Annotated in this window: 14 protein-coding genes and 1 pseudogene; 5 read left to right on the forward strand and 10 right to left on the reverse strand. The window is 63.2% G+C overall.

Annotation, left to right across the window (positions count from 1 at the left end; all coding sequences use genetic code 11):
• Window positions 1-51 precede the first annotated feature (51 nt).
• Together V1288_RS01800 and pucL are read right to left on the reverse strand one after the other, a co-directional pair.
• Window positions 52-1,344 carry an allantoate amidohydrolase gene (locus tag V1288_RS01800; RefSeq protein WP_334355451.1) on the reverse strand — a complete coding sequence of 431 codons (1,293 nt, stop codon included), beginning with the start codon at window positions 1,342-1,344 and terminating at the stop codon, window positions 52-54.
• Window positions 1,345-1,398: 54 nt separating this feature from the next.
• Window positions 1,399-2,241: a factor-independent urate hydroxylase gene (gene pucL, locus V1288_RS01805; RefSeq protein WP_334355452.1), complete on the reverse strand. Its 843-nt coding sequence runs from the start codon at window positions 2,239-2,241 to the stop codon at window positions 1,399-1,401.
• Between the two features lie 170 nt (window positions 2,242-2,411).
• Between pucL and V1288_RS01810 the strand changes: the two genes are divergently transcribed.
• Window positions 2,412-3,803, forward strand: coding sequence for a nucleobase:cation symporter-2 family protein (locus V1288_RS01810; RefSeq protein WP_334355453.1), 1,392 nt, complete (start codon window positions 2,412-2,414; stop codon window positions 3,801-3,803).
• A 116-nt stretch (window positions 3,804-3,919) separates the two neighbouring features.
• Here V1288_RS01810 and uraD read toward each other — a convergent pair whose 3' ends face one another.
• From uraD to V1288_RS01825, 3 genes are read right to left on the reverse strand one after another with little or no spacing between them, the layout of a single operon-like run.
• Window positions 3,920-4,801, reverse strand: coding sequence for a 2-oxo-4-hydroxy-4-carboxy-5-ureidoimidazoline decarboxylase (gene uraD / locus V1288_RS01815; RefSeq protein WP_334355454.1), 882 nt, complete (start codon window positions 4,799-4,801; stop codon window positions 3,920-3,922).
• Window positions 4,802-4,812: 11 nt separating this feature from the next.
• Window positions 4,813-5,751 (reverse strand): allantoinase PuuE, encoded by a 939-nt coding sequence (puuE, locus tag V1288_RS01820; protein ID WP_334355455.1) that lies wholly within the window; start codon window positions 5,749-5,751, stop codon window positions 4,813-4,815.
• Window position 5,752: 1 nt separating this feature from the next.
• Complete coding sequence (locus V1288_RS01825) at window positions 5,753-6,166, reverse strand: DUF3830 family protein (protein WP_057833489.1); 414 nt, start codon at window positions 6,164-6,166, stop codon at window positions 5,753-5,755.
• A 177-nt stretch (window positions 6,167-6,343) separates the two neighbouring features.
• On the opposite strand from V1288_RS01825, the gene V1288_RS01830 reads away from it, so the two are divergent.
• The gene (locus V1288_RS01830) at window positions 6,344-6,772 is read left to right on the forward strand and encodes a nuclear transport factor 2 family protein (protein ID WP_334355456.1); all 429 of its coding nucleotides are present in this window, start codon (window positions 6,344-6,346) and stop codon (window positions 6,770-6,772) included.
• A gap of 11 nt (window positions 6,773-6,783) precedes the next feature.
• Here V1288_RS01830 and V1288_RS01835 read toward each other — a convergent pair whose 3' ends face one another.
• The 5 genes and pseudogenes from V1288_RS01835 to V1288_RS01845 all read right to left on the reverse strand — a co-directional run bounded on the left by V1288_RS01835 (window position 6,784) and on the right by V1288_RS01845 (window position 11,957).
• On the reverse strand, window positions 6,784-7,926 hold the full coding sequence (locus V1288_RS01835) for a mechanosensitive ion channel family protein (protein WP_334355457.1): 1,143 nt from the start codon (window positions 7,924-7,926) through the stop codon (window positions 6,784-6,786).
• A gap of 141 nt (window positions 7,927-8,067) precedes the next feature.
• A complete protein-coding gene (locus V1288_RS34020; RefSeq protein WP_334425469.1) occupies window positions 8,068-8,859 on the reverse strand; it encodes a shikimate dehydrogenase family protein in 792 nt (263 codons plus the stop codon).
• Between the two features lie 5 nt (window positions 8,860-8,864).
• Window positions 8,865-9,704 carry a carbohydrate ABC transporter permease gene (locus V1288_RS34025; RefSeq protein WP_334425470.1) on the reverse strand — a complete coding sequence of 280 codons (840 nt, stop codon included), beginning with the start codon at window positions 9,702-9,704 and terminating at the stop codon, window positions 8,865-8,867.
• Window positions 9,705-9,762: 58 nt separating this feature from the next.
• Window positions 9,763-10,518: pseudogene (locus V1288_RS34030) on the reverse strand (carbohydrate ABC transporter permease); the annotation flags it as partial.
• Between the two features lie 77 nt (window positions 10,519-10,595).
• Window positions 10,596-11,957, reverse strand: a complete 1,362-nt coding sequence (locus V1288_RS01845) for an ABC transporter substrate-binding protein (protein WP_334355459.1) — start codon at window positions 11,955-11,957, stop codon at window positions 10,596-10,598.
• A gap of 153 nt (window positions 11,958-12,110) precedes the next feature.
• On the opposite strand from V1288_RS01845, the gene V1288_RS01850 reads away from it, so the two are divergent.
• From V1288_RS01850 to V1288_RS01860, 3 genes are all read left to right on the forward strand, one after another.
• On the forward strand, window positions 12,111-12,869 hold the full coding sequence (locus V1288_RS01850) for a FadR/GntR family transcriptional regulator (RefSeq protein WP_334355460.1): 759 nt from the start codon (window positions 12,111-12,113) through the stop codon (window positions 12,867-12,869).
• Between the two features lie 143 nt (window positions 12,870-13,012).
• A complete protein-coding gene (locus V1288_RS01855; RefSeq protein ID WP_334355461.1) occupies window positions 13,013-14,086 on the forward strand; it encodes an LLM class flavin-dependent oxidoreductase in 1,074 nt (357 codons plus the stop codon).
• An 85-nt stretch (window positions 14,087-14,171) separates the two neighbouring features.
• Entirely contained in the window at window positions 14,172-15,149 is a 978-nt protein-coding gene (locus tag V1288_RS01860) for an NADPH:quinone oxidoreductase family protein (protein WP_334355462.1), read from the forward strand.
• Window positions 15,150-15,359 lie beyond the last annotated feature (210 nt).

Consider the following 15,359-nt stretch of genomic DNA (forward strand, 5'->3'; position numbering starts at 1 on the left):
ATTGTCATGTTCGGTCTTGGCATTTGAGCATATTCCGCTCCAAGCCAATAGCTACGCCTGCACCGCTTCGCCTGTCTGGCTCCTTGGCCGGAAATTCTCGATCAGCCGCAGCAGCACTCGCGCACCGGCATCGGCGTCGGCGGGCTCGACATGCTCGGCCGGGTTATGGCTGACGCCGCCGCGACAGCGTACGAACAGCATGGCGACGTCGGCGATGTCGATCATCGCCATGCCGTCATGCCCCGCCCCGCTCGGCAGTTCGAACACGGGATAATTTTCGGCTGCAACGGCCTCCGCGACTTGCGTTTTCAGCCATGGCGCACAGGGCACGGTGCGGTTTTCGTGGGTGACGTCGATCTGCAGCGACAGTTCTCGACGTTTTGCAATCGCCTCGATCCGTCGCACGATCTCCGCCACCGCAAGCTTGCGGTGGCTGTCCGCCGGCGCGCGAATGTCCAGTGTAAACGATACCCGCCCCGGAATGACGTTGGTGGCGCCGGGCATCGCGCTGATGACGCCGACGGTGCTGACCAGGCCGGCGCTATCGGCCTTGCAGAATTGCTCGACCGCGACGATGCATTCGGCGGCGCCCGCCAGCGCGTCGCGCCGCAGCGCCATCGGCACCGTGCCGGCGTGACCGGCCATGCCGGAGAGGTTCGCCGCCAGCCGAGTGGCGCCTGATATCGCCGTGACCACGCCGACGGGCAGGTTCTGCTGCTCCAGCACCGGCCCCTGCTCGATGTGCAGTTCGACATAGGCATGCAGTTCGCCGCGGGCGCGCGCCGCCGCGGCGATTTTGGCCGGGTCCAGCCCGAACTGCACCATGGCCTCGCGCATGGTGAGCCCGCTTGAATCGCGCGTGTCGAGCACGCTTTGGTCAAACGTTCCGGCGATGGCCCGGCTGCCGAGCAGCGTGGAGGAAAACCGCACGCCCTCCTCGTCGGCGAAACCGACGACTTCGATCGCAAAGGGCAGCCGCACACCCCGCCGGTTCAGATCGGCGACGCAGGCAATCGCCGTGATGACCCCGAGTGGCCCGTCCCATTTGCCGGCGTCGCGCACGGTGTCGTAGTGCGAGCCCAGCATCAGGCATGGCAACCCGGGACGTTCGCCCTCATAGCGGCCGCAGACATTGCCGATGGCGTCGAGATGCGCGGTCATTCCGGCATCCTTCATCCAGGACATCAGCAGATCAGCCGCGATGCGATGCTCGGGCGAAAGGAATATCCGCGCCAGATGCGCCGGTGTCTCGGAAATCGTCCCGAGCTGATTGATCCGGCTTACGATTTCGTCGCCGAGCCGTGATCCTGTGGTCGCGCCGATGGCCGCCTTCGTCTCGCTCATGCCGTTCCAGGTAGCGCGCTTCGATCGGCGCTTCTCGATGGGTGGGCGTGCCTTTTAGCCCCTTCCCACCGTGCACTCAATCTGGCCGTGGGGCTCGTCGGTCGGCAGGAAAACGTCATTGTTGTTATCCAGCCCGAACGCCGAGAGGTTCATCGGGATGAAGTGCATGTTCGGGCAGGCCATGCTGATTTCCGAGATTTCCGGCACCGCCGCCAGCGCCGCCTCGCCCATCCGGTACAGGCTGTCTTGCACGCTCATGCTGTAGGTCGTGCCGAATACTTCGAGCACGGTGTCGAGGATCTTCGCATTGGCCGCGGGATAATTCGACGGCTTCGCCGACCATTTCCAGGACGCCACCATGCTGGTTGCGCACATCCGGTCGGCGGTCGGCGGCAGCGTGGTGTAACGATCCCTGGGATAATTCTCCCACCCGGACTCCGTCGACTTCATGAAGGCAAAGCCGTCGATGCCGGACGTCAATGCCATTGGTCCCCCACGCGTAGCGGCGACCTCGACGAACGGCTTGCCGTTACTGTCGAGCACGAAGCTGTGGGGATGCGGCTTGCCGCCGAAACTCAGGCGGCGCCATTTGGTTTCATGGGCTGATATCGCAACCGAGGCGATCTGCGGATAGGTATCGAGATATCGTTTCGCCAGCACCTGGCAGAATTCCTCGGTGCACAGCCCGGTGTTCTCGCGGGCGACGACATTGACGATGTTCTTGATCGTATCCGTCGCCACCGAGGTGGAATTGTCGGCATGGGTATAGGCGCGCGCAAAGTCCCCCTCGATCATCGCCTTGACGCTGAGCTGGCTGACTTCGTGCTGGTCGCCGGTCCGGTGAATCCGCATGACCCGGACGCGGCCCTTCCCGTACCTGTTCTTGATCAGCGGCATGCTGGCGCTCCCGTGAGACCGGACAATTTGCGGAGGTGACGTTCGCCCGGTATGGTTCCGATATTGAGCAACCTTCGTGCCAGAGGGCAAGGCTTCCGGGGAAAGCTTCTGGCACGAGCCTTGTATCGGTTCATCGGGCCCTGGTGGCCCGTATCAGGGGGAATCCGATTATGAGCGAAGTCCATCCAGTCGACCAGATCCTGCCGACGCCGCGATTGCTGGCGCTCGGCCTGCAGCATGTGCTTGTGATGTATGCCGGCGCGGTCGCCGTTCCGTTGATCATCGGGCGGGCATTGAAGCTGCCGCCGGAAGACGTCGCCTTCCTGATCAGCGCGGATTTGTTTGCCTGCGGTATTGCTACGCTAGTGCAATGTATCGGCTTTGCCGGGGTCGGTATCCGGCTGCCGGTGATGATGGGCGTCACGTTTGCATCCGTTGGCCCGATGCTGTCGATGGCCGCGGCACCGGACATCGGCCTGCTCGGCATCTACGGCTCGGTGATATCAGCCGGACTCTTTGCCATTGTTGCCGCGCCCTTCATCAGCCGGCTGCTGCCGCTGTTTCCACCCGTCGTCACCGGAACCATCATCCTGGTGATCGGCATTTCCCTGATGCGGGTCGGCATCAATTGGGCCGGTGGCGGCCTGCCCACCCTGACCAAAATGATCGATGGCGTGCCTCACGCTTTCCCGAATCCGGGCTACGGCCAGTTGCAGGGCCTTGGGCTGGCGTTGTTCGTACTGCTGGTGATCCTTGGCCTGATCAAATGGGGCTCCGGCTTCGTCGCCAACGTCGCCGTGCTGCTCGGCATTGTCGCCGGCGCCATCCTGGCGGCTGCGCTGGGCGTGATGCACTTCGAGAAGGTCGCCGCGGCGTCATGGGCGGCGATCGTGCTGCCGCTGCATTTCGGGCTGCCGAAATTTCAGCTCGTCCCGATCCTCACCATGTGCATCGTGATGATTGTGGTGATGATCGAATCGCTGGGCATGTTTCTGGCGCTCGGCGATATCACCGGCAAGACCGTGAGCCGCGATGCGCTGACGCGTGGACTGCGTGCCGACGGCGTCGGCACGTTCCTGGGCGGGCTGTTCAACACCTTTCCCTACACGTCGTTCTCGCAGAATGTCGGCCTTGTCGGCGTCACCGGCGTGCGTTCGCGCTGGGTCACGGTTGCCGGCGGCGGCATCCTGCTGCTGCTCGGGCTCGTGCCCAAGATGGCGGCGCTGGTCGAAGCGGTGCCGCTGGTGGTGCTCGGCGGCGCCGGCCTCGTGATGTTCGGCATGGTCGCCGCCACTGGCGCGCGGATCCTCACCGCGGTGGACTTCAGGAACAACCGCTACAATCTGTTCATCGTCGCGATATCGGTCGGCTTCGGCATGATCCCGCTGGTTTCGCCCAACTTCTTCAAGAACTTGCCGCACGACCTGCACCCGCTACTGGAGTCCGGCATCCTGCTCAGCGCGCTGGTGGCGGTGACGCTGAACGCGTTCTTCAACGGCGTCGGCAGCAAGACGGTCGCCGAAGCTGACGCCGCAGCGGCTGCGGCATCGGCGACGCACTAAGCTGGGAGCCGTAGGGTGGGCAAAGGCGCACTTGCGCCGTGCCCACCATCGATCAACGGCATCGTCTTGAAATGGTGGGCACGCTGCGCTTTGCCCACCCTACGGTTCTACGGCTTCTAGCTCCCGCGGTAGGTCGCGTAGCTCCACGGCGTCACCAAGAGCGGCACGTGGAGATGGCCTTCCGGATCACTCACCGAAAAGTGCAAGGGAATGCGATCCAGAAACGGAGGGTCGGACATCGGCACGTCGCGATCGGCAAAATAGGCGCCGACCCGAAACGTCAGTTCGTAGCGACCGATCGGCACCGGCCGGCCGCCGATCAACGGCTGATCGGTACGGCCGTCGCTGTTGGTGATGGCGCGCGCCACCACGCGGGGCTGGCCAAGATCGGACAGTTCCGTCAGCTCGACCGGTATCCCCGCCGCGGGCCTGCCGCTGTGGGTATCCAGCACATGGGTCGACAGGCGCCCATGGACGGAAAGCCTGTCGTCGGAGGTAACGAGCTGATCGAGACGCAGCGCCGCGATCCGGCAGATTTCCCCTATCGAGGTCTGTGCCTCGGCCCTGGCATCATTCGGCAGCCGGCGTTCGAAATCGCGCAGGATCGAATCGCGGGTGTGGCGCCGAACGCAGACGATATAGGGAAAGCCAAATTTGGCGCGGTAGGCGTTGTTGACGCGCTCGAACGCTTGATATTCGGCATCCGACAGCCGATCGAGGCCGGCGCTGTTCTGCTCGGCGGAGGATTCCGCGGTGAGGCCCGCGGCGCGCTGGGTTTTGCTGGCAAGATCGGGATGCGCCCTGATCAACGCGAGCCGCAATTCCTCGGGGGCACGATCGACCGCCGACCTCATCCCGGCGAACAGCTCGTTGACGCCTGCAAACGGCCGCAGCACCGCTGCCTGATCGGCGATCCATGGCGAGTATTCAAAGACATTTGCCAGCGCGGCGACGAAATCATCCTTGCTGCAAACGTTTAGATCGGAAAGCTTCAACATCGCTTTCGACCTCATCCGATATCGAAAGCGTTGTCGGCGAGATGCGCCAGATTGGCGTGCCAGTGCTGCGCGATCTCGAGCCGCGTCGGCACCCAGACCCGCTCGTGCTGTCCGATGTAGTCGAGAAACCGCATCAGCGAGGCCGCGCGGCCGGGACGGCCAACGACCCGGCAATGCAGGCCGACCGACATCATCTTCGGCGCGTTTTCGCCCTCCCTGTAAAGAACGTCAAAGCTGTCCTTGAGATAGGTGAAGAATTCATCCCCGCCGCCAAAGCCTTGCGCGTTCACAAAGCGCATGTCGTTGGCGTCGAGCGTATAGGGAATGACCAGATGCGGCTTCGACCCGCGCGCCTTGATCCAGTATGGCAGGTCATCGGCATAGGAGTCGCAGAGATAAAGCAGACCGCCGGCTTCCATCAGAAGCCTGAGCGTGTTGATCGAGGAGCGCCCGGTGTACCAGCCGAGCGGGCGGGCGCCGGTGGCCTCGGTGTGGACGCGGATCGCCGCCGCGATCTCGGTCCGCTCCTCGCTCTCCGACATGTCCTTGTGCTCGATCCATCGCAAGCTATGGCTGGCGATGTCCCAGCCGGCCTCCTTCATGGCGGCGACCACATCAGGATTTCGCTTCAACGCCTTCGCGACACCGAACACGGTGGCCGGCAAATTGCGTTCGGTAAAAATCCGCCACAGCCGCCAGAAGCCGGCGCGCGAGCCATATTCGAACATCGATTCGATATTGGCGTGGCGCTGGCCGGGCCAGGGCTGCGCACCCAATACGTCGGACAGGAAGGCCTCCGACGCGCGATCGCCGTCGAGAATATTGTTCTCGCCGCCCTCTTCGAAATTTACCACGAACTGGACCGCGATCCGCGCCTTGCCCGGCCATTGCGGATCGGGCGGGTTGCGCCCGTAGCCGCGGAGATCGCGCGGGTAAGCCGGCTCGGCCATGCTAGACTTCCTCGAAGCGGATCTTTTGCGCGCCCTTCCACAGCACGGTCTTGCCGAACGCGGTCAGGTTCTCCAGCCCCGAGGTCAGGGTGATGAAGTGATTGCCGGCGAGCTGGCCCATCTTGCTCGCAAAGTGCACGCCGCCATAGGCGAGCAGGATTTCGGTTTCGCTGATGCCGCCGGGATAGAGAATGATCTGGCCGGGCGCGGGATAGCTGGTGTGGTTCTCGTAGGAGACGCCAAAATCGAGATCGCCGAGCGGCATCCAGACGCCCTCGCCGCTCCAGCGAACATGGATAGCCTGGCTCTCGAACGGCATCGCCTTGCGGAAGGCGGCGACCGTCTTCGGCGCCAGTTGCTCCTCGAAACGGGCCTCGAAGGTAAATTCACCGGCACGGACAATTAGTTGGCTCATCGATCTCTTCTTCCGGATGTAGCTAAAGGACGTAGTTCAGCCGTATCCATTACAGCCGGAATAAGCGGAAGCAAGGCCGATTCCGGCCTCGTCGGGCTTGAGTTGGAGCGGCATGGACCGAACTGCCTGAGATCGGTGTTGTTGGAGACGCCAGATTTCAACCTCGGGGAACGACCGATGCAAAACGCTGTAAAGAAGCTATTCGAGCGATATGAGAGCTTTTTCAGACGGTCCCTCGACGGGAACTCGGACATGGATGAGGTCGCGTCGCTGTATGCCTCCCATTTCATCGCGGCCTCGCCTGCCGGGGTTATGACCGGAAAGAACGACGATGAGCTAAAGCAGATCATGGCACAAGGATACGCGCACTACCGCGCGATCGGGACCAAAGGGATGCGGATTCGTCATATTCGTCTCTCACCGATCGATGAGCATCACTGCGTGTCCCATGTCTCTTGGACCGCGACTTATCGCAAGGATCAGGAGGACACAACTATAGATTTCGATGTTCACTACCTGGTCCAGAAGCTGGATGGCGACGCAAAGGCCTTCGGCTGGGTGTCAGGCGATGAGCAGGCGCTTCTGAAGCAGCATGGCATCGTCTAGACGATGCTCAGTCAGCTATGGGTCCGTGCCGGCACCGGCTGCGACGGGGCATTGCGATGCTCGAAAGCGCCTTCGAAATCAGCGCGCGGCGGCGATATCAGCGCGCGTTCGCGCGGGAACGCTTCGGGCATCTCCTCGCGAATGAAGGCGAGCACCTTCTCCCTGATCTCGCAGCGGAGATCCCAGGATTGTGGCGCGGACCGCGCGCTGACGAGGGCGCGAAGCTCGATCGCCCGTGGGCTGGCCTCGATCACCTGGAGATTAACGACGGCGCCATCCCACAATCTGGACTCGCGCACGGCCTGCTCTAACCGCTGCCTGATCCGCGAGACATCGGTGCAGTAATCGACATGAAAGGCGATGGCGCCGATCAGCGACTGGGTGTCGCGGGTCCAGTTCTGGAACGGGCGCTCGATGAAATAGGACAGCGGGACCACCATCCTGCGCCAGTCCCACAGTCGGATCACGACATAGGTCGAGGCGATGTCTTCGACCCAGCCCCATTCGTTCTCGATGATGACGGCGTCCTCGATCCGGATCGGCTGGGTGATCGCGATCTGAACGCCGGCGATCAGGTTTGAGAGCAGCGGCCGGGCGGCAAGGCCGAGGATCAGGCCGGCAGCGCCAGCGGAGGCAAACAGGCTGACGCCGTATTGCTTGACCGATTCGAAGGTCATCAGCGCCGTCGAGACCGCAATGATGACGATCAAGGTATCGATCACACGCTTGAAGACACGAACCTGGGTGACGTGCTTGCGGGCGAGAAAATTCTCGTCGGTATCGAGGCGGAAGCGCTGGAGGTAGCGCGCGGCCCCCATGTCCACCGCGCGAACCGTGATCCATCCGATCAGCGCGATGACGGCGACGATGAAAAAGTGCCGGAGCTGCTCACGAAGCACGTCGTTCAACGGCGCCAACGGCAGCACCAGCGCCACAGCCATGAGACAAAGCGCCAGCCGGGCCGGGCCGGCTACCCTTTGCACAAGCAACGTCACCGCCGGCCAGCGCGTCCCAAGCGCCCGCTTGATGATGCGCGCCGCGATACCGTGCACGAACAGCGCAATGACGATGGCTCCAACGACGAGGCAGAGACCCACCAGCCATTGCGGCACAAAGCCAAACATCTGTTCGAACCATGACAGGATATCGTCCATGCAAATGCCCGCTGCGTAGCACACGATCCGCCGCTAACGCGGGGCTGCAGCGGATAGGTCCCGTATCTGACGCAGCGCAGCAATTCACTGAGCGCATTCCCAAATCCGATGGGAAACGCGGGTTCCGGCGTTAGCTGATATTCAAGCGTCGTCGCGCCAGAATGCGGTCTGCAGCGGCAGTTGGTGTTTGATCATCGCCACGCCATCGACCACCTTCAAGCCACGCGCGGCGGAAGCCTGCATGAACTCCGTCCGGCGGGCGGCGATAATATCGAACACGGCACAATCAATGGGCAACCGCGCTGGATCCATCGGGAGAGCGTCCGTCTCGCGAAGCCCGAGCGAAGTGGCATTGACCAGCAGGCCGGCGTCATCGAATTCTTCGTCCAGGCTGATCTCAAGATCGGCGAAACGGCTGCGGAGCTTCGCGGCGAGGGTTTCGGCCGGCCCAGGCGTCTCGTTCAGGATTCGCAGCCGCCGCGCGCCTGCGGCCGCCAGCGCGTGACAGATCGCCCGGCCCGCCCCGCCCGCTCCGATCACGACGCAGCGGCGGTCGGGATCGAAGATCCCCGCCTCGCGCGCCGCATTCAGAAAACCGCCACCGTCAAAGGATTCGCCGACCAGCCGTCCACCCGGCTCGATCCGGATCGTGTTGACCACGCCTTCGAACTCAGCGGCAGGGCCGACCGCGTCGCACAGTTCGAACGCTGCCGGCTTGTGCGGCATGGTGAGGTTGAAGCCGGCGACGCTCGGCGATTTCGCCAGCGCGCGGATCGTTTCGGACAGATGCGCCGGCGCGATATCGAGCGGCACCATGTGCCAGTCCAGCCCTGCGCCTTGAAAGTAAGGCGTGTAGTGGCGCGGCGCGCCGACATGCCCGGCCGGGTGGGCGAAGATGAACACGAACCGCGAGGCACCGGTCGGAAGCCGCATCACCCTCACCCCTTCACGGCGCCCGCCGTCAGCCCGCTCACCAGATAGCGGCGGACCGCGAGAGAAAAAATCAGAACCGGCGCCATCACCAGCGATCCGCCGGCGGCGATCTTGCCCCACTCCCAGCCCTCGTAGTTCATGAAATTGACCACGGCAACGGGCGCAGTGCGCGCATTGGTGCGCGTCAGGATCAGCGCGAAGAAGAAGTCGTTCCAGGCGTACAGAAAGCACAGGATCGCGGTGGCGGCGATGCCGGGTGCCACCATCGGCAGCACGATTTCGAGGAAAACGACGCGGGTCGGCGCGCCGTCGACAAGCGCTGCCTCTTCCAGCGACGGCGGCACCGTCTCGAAAAACGGCTGCATCATCCAGATCACCAGCGGCAGGTTGAAGCTGGTGTAGACCAGCACCAGTCCGGTGACGGTGTCGAGCAGTCCGATCCAGCGATAGAACAGGAAGAACGGAATCGTGAACGCGATCGGCGGCGCCATCCGCGTCACCAGGATCGCAAAGCTCAGCGCGTGCTTGCCCCGCCCGGCCCAGCGCGACAGCGCGTAGGCTGCGGGTACGCCTAGAATGAGCGCCAGTACGGTCGAGAACGAGGCGCTCATCAGGCTGTTGACGAAGGAGGCCGGGAACGCGCCCTGCCAGAGGGAAACGTAGTTCTGCAGCGTCGGCGTGAAGATCAACGGCGGCGGAAACTGCAGGATCAGGTCGTTGGACTTGAAACTCATCTGCAGCAGCCAGAGGAACGGCGACAGCAACACGATCAGCGTCACGCCGATCGCCACGAGCCGACGAACGCTGGCTGAACGGCGGATCGGCCCGCTCATGCCCCCACTCATTCCATGGCCTCCCGGCGGCGGCCCATCCACACCACGCCGAGACTGCGGCCACGACGAGCAGCAACATCACGATGGTGACCGCGCTGGAATAGCCGATCTCGTTGAAATCAAACGCCAGCAAATAAGCGTAATAGTTTGTCACCTCGGTGACGCTGCCCGGCCCGCCGCCGGTCAAGAGGAACACCAGCGGGAACGCCTTGACGCTGTCGATCAGGCGAAACATGACCGAGATTACCAGGATCGGCGTGATGAAGGGCAACGTGATGTAGAAGAAGATCTGCAGCCGGTTGGCGCCGTCGACCAGCGCTGCCTCGGAAAATTCATCCGGAATGGTCTGCAGCGCGGCCAGCACCATCAGGAAGGTGAACGGCAGCCATTCCCAGGTATCGGCGATGATGATCGCGGTCAGCGCAAAATCGACGCTGGAGGTGAGCGACGGCATCGCGATGTTGAGCAGGCCAGCGGCGTAGTAGAGCGGGCTGATGTCGGGCGTATAGATCAGCTTCCAGATGATCGCCACCACGATCGGCGGCAGCACCATCGGGATCAGAAAGAAGGTGCGGGCGAATTCCACGACGCGCGACTGCGTATGCAGCAACAGCGCCAGCAGCATGCCGAGCAGCACCTGAAACAGCACGCCCCAGAACGATAGCTTGGCCTGCACCCACAGCGAATTGACAAAGCGCGGGTCACCCGGCAGCAGCCGATAGTTGCGCAACGGCGAGCTGAAATCGGTCGACGAGCCCGGATTGACCAACTGGAACGGCGTCAGGCTGGTCACGACCAGATAGATCGCGGGCAGGCCCGCGATCATGAACAACACGATCAGGCTCGGCGCCAGCGCCCGGCGGTTGAAGCGGCGACGCTCGGCGTCAACCAGTCCCTTTCCGCTCAAAGCGCAGTCCCGGCCCGGCGCATATTGGCAATCGCCTGCTCCTGCGCGGCGTTCATCGCGGCCGACGCGGCGAGTTGCCCGGTCGCCACCTGTTCGAAGGCCTTGTTGAGGACATCGCCGACGATCGGGAATTCCTTCACGGTGCGATAGGCCATGTAGTTCTCGCCCTTGGCCGGCAGCCCCAGCACCTCGAGATAGAGCGCGCCGAGGTCCTGGCCGTTCACCGTGTTGAGCTTGCGATACTCCTCGCTCTCGATCACGGATTTGCGGCAGACCGAGGAATGGCCGTGCTCTTTCACTAGCCGCATCGAAATTTCCGGGCTGAGCGCCCATTTGATGAATTCCCAGGCCGCCTTCTTGTTCTTGGCGTTCTTGGGAATGCCAAGGCCCTGGCTATTGGCTGCCGGGAAATCGCGCACCGGGCCGGCCGGCATCCGCACGACGCGCGAGGTGTCCTTGACCTTGCTATCGCCGGACATCAGGATCGGCGTGATCCACGCGCTGGAATGAATGAAGATGTTGGAGCGGCCGGTGAGCAGGGCCTGGCGCGCCTGGTCTTCGGTGTATGTCAGCACGCCCTTCGGCGCGTAGTTCTTCAGGAGGTTCGCGTAGAATTCGATCGCCTGGATCGCTTGCGGCGAATTCAGCGCCGGCATGATGTCGGAAGGCGGATTGCGGAAAATGTTGCCGCCAAAACCTTGGATGTAAGGCGGCAGGCACCAGTGATGGAGCTGAAAGCTCACGATGCCGGTGACGTTCTCGACACCGTTCATCGCGGCGCAAACCTGCTCCAGTTCGGCAAAGGTTTTTGGTATTTTGAGCCCCCGCTTTTCCATCAGATCCATGCGGGAGAGGCCCATTACCATGGCGCCGCCTTCCCATGAATAGCCGTAGGTAGCGCCCTTGGTGTCGCGGTAAGGCACCTGCGCGCCCTCGACGAAGTCCTTCGGCTTCCATTCCGCCGGCGTCAGGTTGGGATCGCCAGTGAACTCGTCGAGATTGGCGAGCAGCCCCGCCGCGACCCAGCGCGCGGCGAGAATGAAGGTGACGTTGACGAAATCGAACGCCGAGCCGCCCGATGACAGTTCGAGATTGGCTTGCTGGTTGTAGACCGGAAACGCCGAGAGCTGCAGATCGACCTTCATGCCGGTCTGCGCCTCGAACTCCGGAATGTAGTTCTGCAGCAGGGTGAAGAAGCGGTGCTGGAACGACGCGCCGCGCAATGTGACGCCGGCAAAGGGTTTGGTCTGGGCGATGACTGGCATCGGAAATGCCGCCGCGCCGATTGTGGCGGCGGCCTGAAGCAGCGTTCGGCGGCTTAAGGCCGCGGATTTATGGCCCGAATTCTTCTTGGTCATGGCGCCCTCCCTGACGAGCTTTTCGATAATATGACCGACATAAAATAGACTGTCAAAAGGAGGCTTCTCTCAAATTTGCTCTTTTTACGGTATCAATTGACATCGCATCGCAATAAAGCAGACAATATTATTTCAAGGCTTGAGGGTCACGATTTGCTCAGGGACGTCGAACTCCGCCAATCCAACACCCATGTCGCGCGCGAAATCGCAAAACTCATCGTCTCCGGCGCATGGCACGAGGGCGGGACGCTGCCGCGCGAGATCGAGCTGGCTTCGCAATTTGGCGTTAGCCGCACCTCGATCCGGGAATCGTTGTCCATCCTCAAGGCGAAAGGCCTGATCGCGGCGCGGCAGAAGGCCGGCACGCATGTACGCGACCGGATCAACTGGAACATGCTGGACGCAGAGCTCCTGGAGTGGACATGGGCGCTGCGTCCCACGGAAGAGTTCGCCCGGCAGCTCACGCAGGTGCGGTGGATTGTCGAGCCGGAGGCCTGCGCGATCTGCGCCGAGCGTGGCTCCGATGCCGACCTCGCCCGCATCGAACGGGCCTATCGCGAGATGGACGCCGCCGGCATGGACAGCCGCGCCTATTCCGAGCCTGACCTGCGCTTCCACCGCGGCATCCTGACCGCGACCGGCAATGATTTTCTGGTCGCCTTCGGCGCCACCGTCGAAGCGGCGCTGCGGATGTCCTTCGATCTCTCGACGCTGAACCCAGGTGCGCCGCGCAAGAGCCTGCCCTATCACCGCGCCATCCTCGACGAGATCTGGGCGCGCAATCCCGATGGCGCGCGGCGCGCGATGCATCGTCTGATGGACCTGACCGAGCGCAATATTACCTCGGCGCTGTCACGCCGGCATGGCGAAGCGATGGCGGCAGCGGATGCCAGCCGTGAGCACGACGCGTAACGGAACGGCCCTGGGGTCTTTTTTGACGCGTTTTCTTCACGCGAACCGGTATCCACTTCGCTTGAAAACGCTGCGGAACGCTTGCTTTCCCTCGGTGTTGTGCGTTTCATTCCGGTCAAACGTCCACGACCGGGGAAGCGCCCATGCCCGCAAGAATCATTGGAATGATCGGCACCCAGCAGGAAGGCGTCGCGGTTCACCTGATCAAGGGACAGATATCCAGGGAGTGGGTGATCGACTTCACCCGTCTGCACGAGCAGTGGAACTATGATTCTGTTCTGGTTGGATATTACGCGTCCGCCGCCGAAGGTTTTGCGATTGCGCTCTATGCGGCCGACCACACCGAGCGGATCAAGTTCCTGATCGCGCACCGGCCGGGTTCGGTGGCGCCGGCGCTTGCCGCGCGGCAGGTCGCGACCTTCGACCAGCTCACGCAGGGCCGGATGGCGCTGCATATCATCGCCGGCACCAGCGACGCGGACCAGGCCAGCGAAGGCGACTTCCTGCCCAAGAACGACCGCTACCGCCGCGCCGGCGAATACCTTGACGTAATGCGGAAGCTCTGGACCAACGACAATCCGATCGACCACAAGGGCGAGTTCTACCGCGTCGAGGGCGGCTATTCCGACATCAAGCCGTATCAGCAGCCCTGCCCGCCGCTGTTCTTCGGCGGCTCGTCGGAAGGCGCGCTGGAGATGGGCGCGAAGCATTGCGACGTGTTCGCGATCTTCGGCGAGCCGCTCAAGGAGACGCGGGAGCGGATCCAGGATTTCCGAAGGCGCGCCGCCGCCTTCGGGCGCCGCGCCGGCTTCAACATGTCGCTGCGGCCGATCATGGCGGCGACCGAGGGCGCAGCGTGGGACAAGGCCAACGCCCTGCTGGCGGATGTCGAGCGCAAGACCGGCGCCGCGCCGCAGCCGACCAACCATTCCGCAGAGCGCCTGCTCGGCTACGCCGCGCGCGGCGACGTCCATGACGAGCGGCTGTGGATGGGGATCGCACGCGCCACCGGCGCGCCGGGCAACACATCATGCCTGGTCGGAACGCCGGAGCAGATTGCGGCGGCGGTGCTGCAGTATTACCGGCTCGGCATTCATTCCTTCCTGCTGCGCGGCTTTGAGAACCCGCACGACACGGTGGCAATCGGCCGTGACCTCATTCCACTCATCAAGGCGGGCGCGCTTGCGATCGACCAGCAGGCCGAAGCGGCCGAATAAGACTTCACCCGAAGGGTTTGCAGACGCCTCAAGATGCCGGCGTAATGCATTGGAGCTCAAGAAGAAAACGCATGAAAGAATTTGCATGAAGGCCGTGGTTGTCGAGAACTACGATTCGATCGACGGCGTCTCGATCAAGGAGATCGATACGCCCGGCATTTCCAACGGCGGCGTCCGCGTCAAGGTCGGCGCCGCGGCGGTCGGCTTCGTCGATGGATTGAAGGTACAGGGACTCTATCAGACCAAGGACCCGCTGCCGTTCGTGCCGGGCACGGAGTTTGCCGGCACGGTCGACGCCGTTGCCGATGATGTCGCCGCGTTCAAACCTGGTATGCCGGTGATCGGCATGACCCGTTCGGGCGCGCTCGCTGAATACATCTCGGTACCGTCAGCGGCACTCAAGCACCTGCCGCCGCAGGTTCCGTTCGAGGCCGGCGCATCGTTTCAGGCCAACTATCTGACCGGGCTTTACGCGCTGGATGCCCGTGCGTCGCTGCGCGACGGCGAGATATTGCTGGTCTTGGGTGCGGCCGGCGGCGTCGGTATCGCCGCCGTTCAGATCGGCAAACTGATGGGTGCGCGGGTGATCGCCGCCGCCTCGACGGCGGAGAAGCGCGCCTTTGCGGTGCAGTTCGGCGCCGATCAGACCATCGACTACACCCGCGCGGATTGGCGGGATAGGCTCAAGGAGCTGACTGGCGGGCATGGGCCGGACGTGATTTTCGACCCCGTCGGCGGCGAAGTCGCGCTGCAGGCGTTTCGCTCGATCGCCTGGCGCGGACGACATCTGGTCGTCGGATTCGCCTCTGGCACCATCCCGGCGCTGGCGTTCAACCTGCCGCTGCTCAAGGGCGGCGCTCTGCTCGGCGTCGATCTCGCCCAGATCCAGCGGCGGGAGCCGGAGACGCATGCGCGCCTGATGGCGCAGTTGTTCGACTGGCTGGCATCGGGAAAATTGCAGCCCGTGGTCGGCAAGGTCGTGCCGTTCGAGAATTTCCGCGAGGCGTTCAAGACCATGCAGTCGCGATCGGCGCTCGGCAAGATGATCGTCAAATTCGGCTGAAGCGCAGACATTTGGCAGCTTCGGCGTCGAAACAGGGCAAACCCCTGCTGCTCGTTCATGCCCAGATGAGAAAGCAGCCGCTGCCGCATGGATCGCGCGCGCCTTGTTGCCGAGAACCCTGCGTCGTCCCCTGCGGGATGGCCGCGACGCGCGCGTTCCGGTCGTGGGCAGGCACGAGCCATCCGCAGACGACATCCCTCAGAATAGATA

The sequence above is a fragment of the Bradyrhizobium sp. AZCC 2176 genome (genome assembly GCF_036924645.1).
In the GTDB taxonomy this organism is placed as follows: domain Bacteria; phylum Pseudomonadota; class Alphaproteobacteria; order Rhizobiales; family Xanthobacteraceae; genus Bradyrhizobium.

What these genes read in the sequence shown, in the direction of transcription:
- V1288_RS01800 (WP_334355451.1), bottom strand. Translation starts at nt 1,344, where the DNA reads ATGAGCGAGACGAAGGCGGCCATCGGCGCGACCACAGGATCACGGCTC.
- pucL (WP_334355452.1), bottom strand. Translation starts at nt 2,241, where the DNA reads ATGCCGCTGATCAAGAACAGGTACGGGAAGGGCCGCGTCCGGGTCATG.
- V1288_RS01810 (WP_334355453.1), top strand. Translation starts at nt 2,412, where the DNA reads ATGAGCGAAGTCCATCCAGTCGACCAGATCCTGCCGACGCCGCGATTG.
- uraD (WP_334355454.1), bottom strand. Translation starts at nt 4,801, where the DNA reads ATGTTGAAGCTTTCCGATCTAAACGTTTGCAGCAAGGATGATTTCGTC.
- puuE (WP_334355455.1), bottom strand. Translation starts at nt 5,751, where the DNA reads ATGGCCGAGCCGGCTTACCCGCGCGATCTCCGCGGCTACGGGCGCAAC.
- V1288_RS01825 (WP_057833489.1), bottom strand. Translation starts at nt 6,166, where the DNA reads ATGAGCCAACTAATTGTCCGTGCCGGTGAATTTACCTTCGAGGCCCGT.
- V1288_RS01830 (WP_334355456.1), top strand. Translation starts at nt 6,344, where the DNA reads ATGCAAAACGCTGTAAAGAAGCTATTCGAGCGATATGAGAGCTTTTTC.
- V1288_RS01835 (WP_334355457.1), bottom strand. Translation starts at nt 7,926, where the DNA reads ATGGACGATATCCTGTCATGGTTCGAACAGATGTTTGGCTTTGTGCCG.
- V1288_RS34020 (WP_334425469.1), bottom strand. Translation starts at nt 8,859, where the DNA reads ATGCGGCTTCCGACCGGTGCCTCGCGGTTCGTGTTCATCTTCGCCCAC.
- V1288_RS34025 (WP_334425470.1), bottom strand. Translation starts at nt 9,704, where the DNA reads ATGAGTGGGGGCATGAGCGGGCCGATCCGCCGTTCAGCCAGCGTTCGT.
- V1288_RS01845 (WP_334355459.1), bottom strand. Translation starts at nt 11,957, where the DNA reads ATGACCAAGAAGAATTCGGGCCATAAATCCGCGGCCTTAAGCCGCCGA.
- V1288_RS01855 (WP_334355461.1), top strand. Translation starts at nt 13,013, where the DNA reads ATGCCCGCAAGAATCATTGGAATGATCGGCACCCAGCAGGAAGGCGTC.
- V1288_RS01860 (WP_334355462.1), top strand. Translation starts at nt 14,172, where the DNA reads ATGAAGGCCGTGGTTGTCGAGAACTACGATTCGATCGACGGCGTCTCG.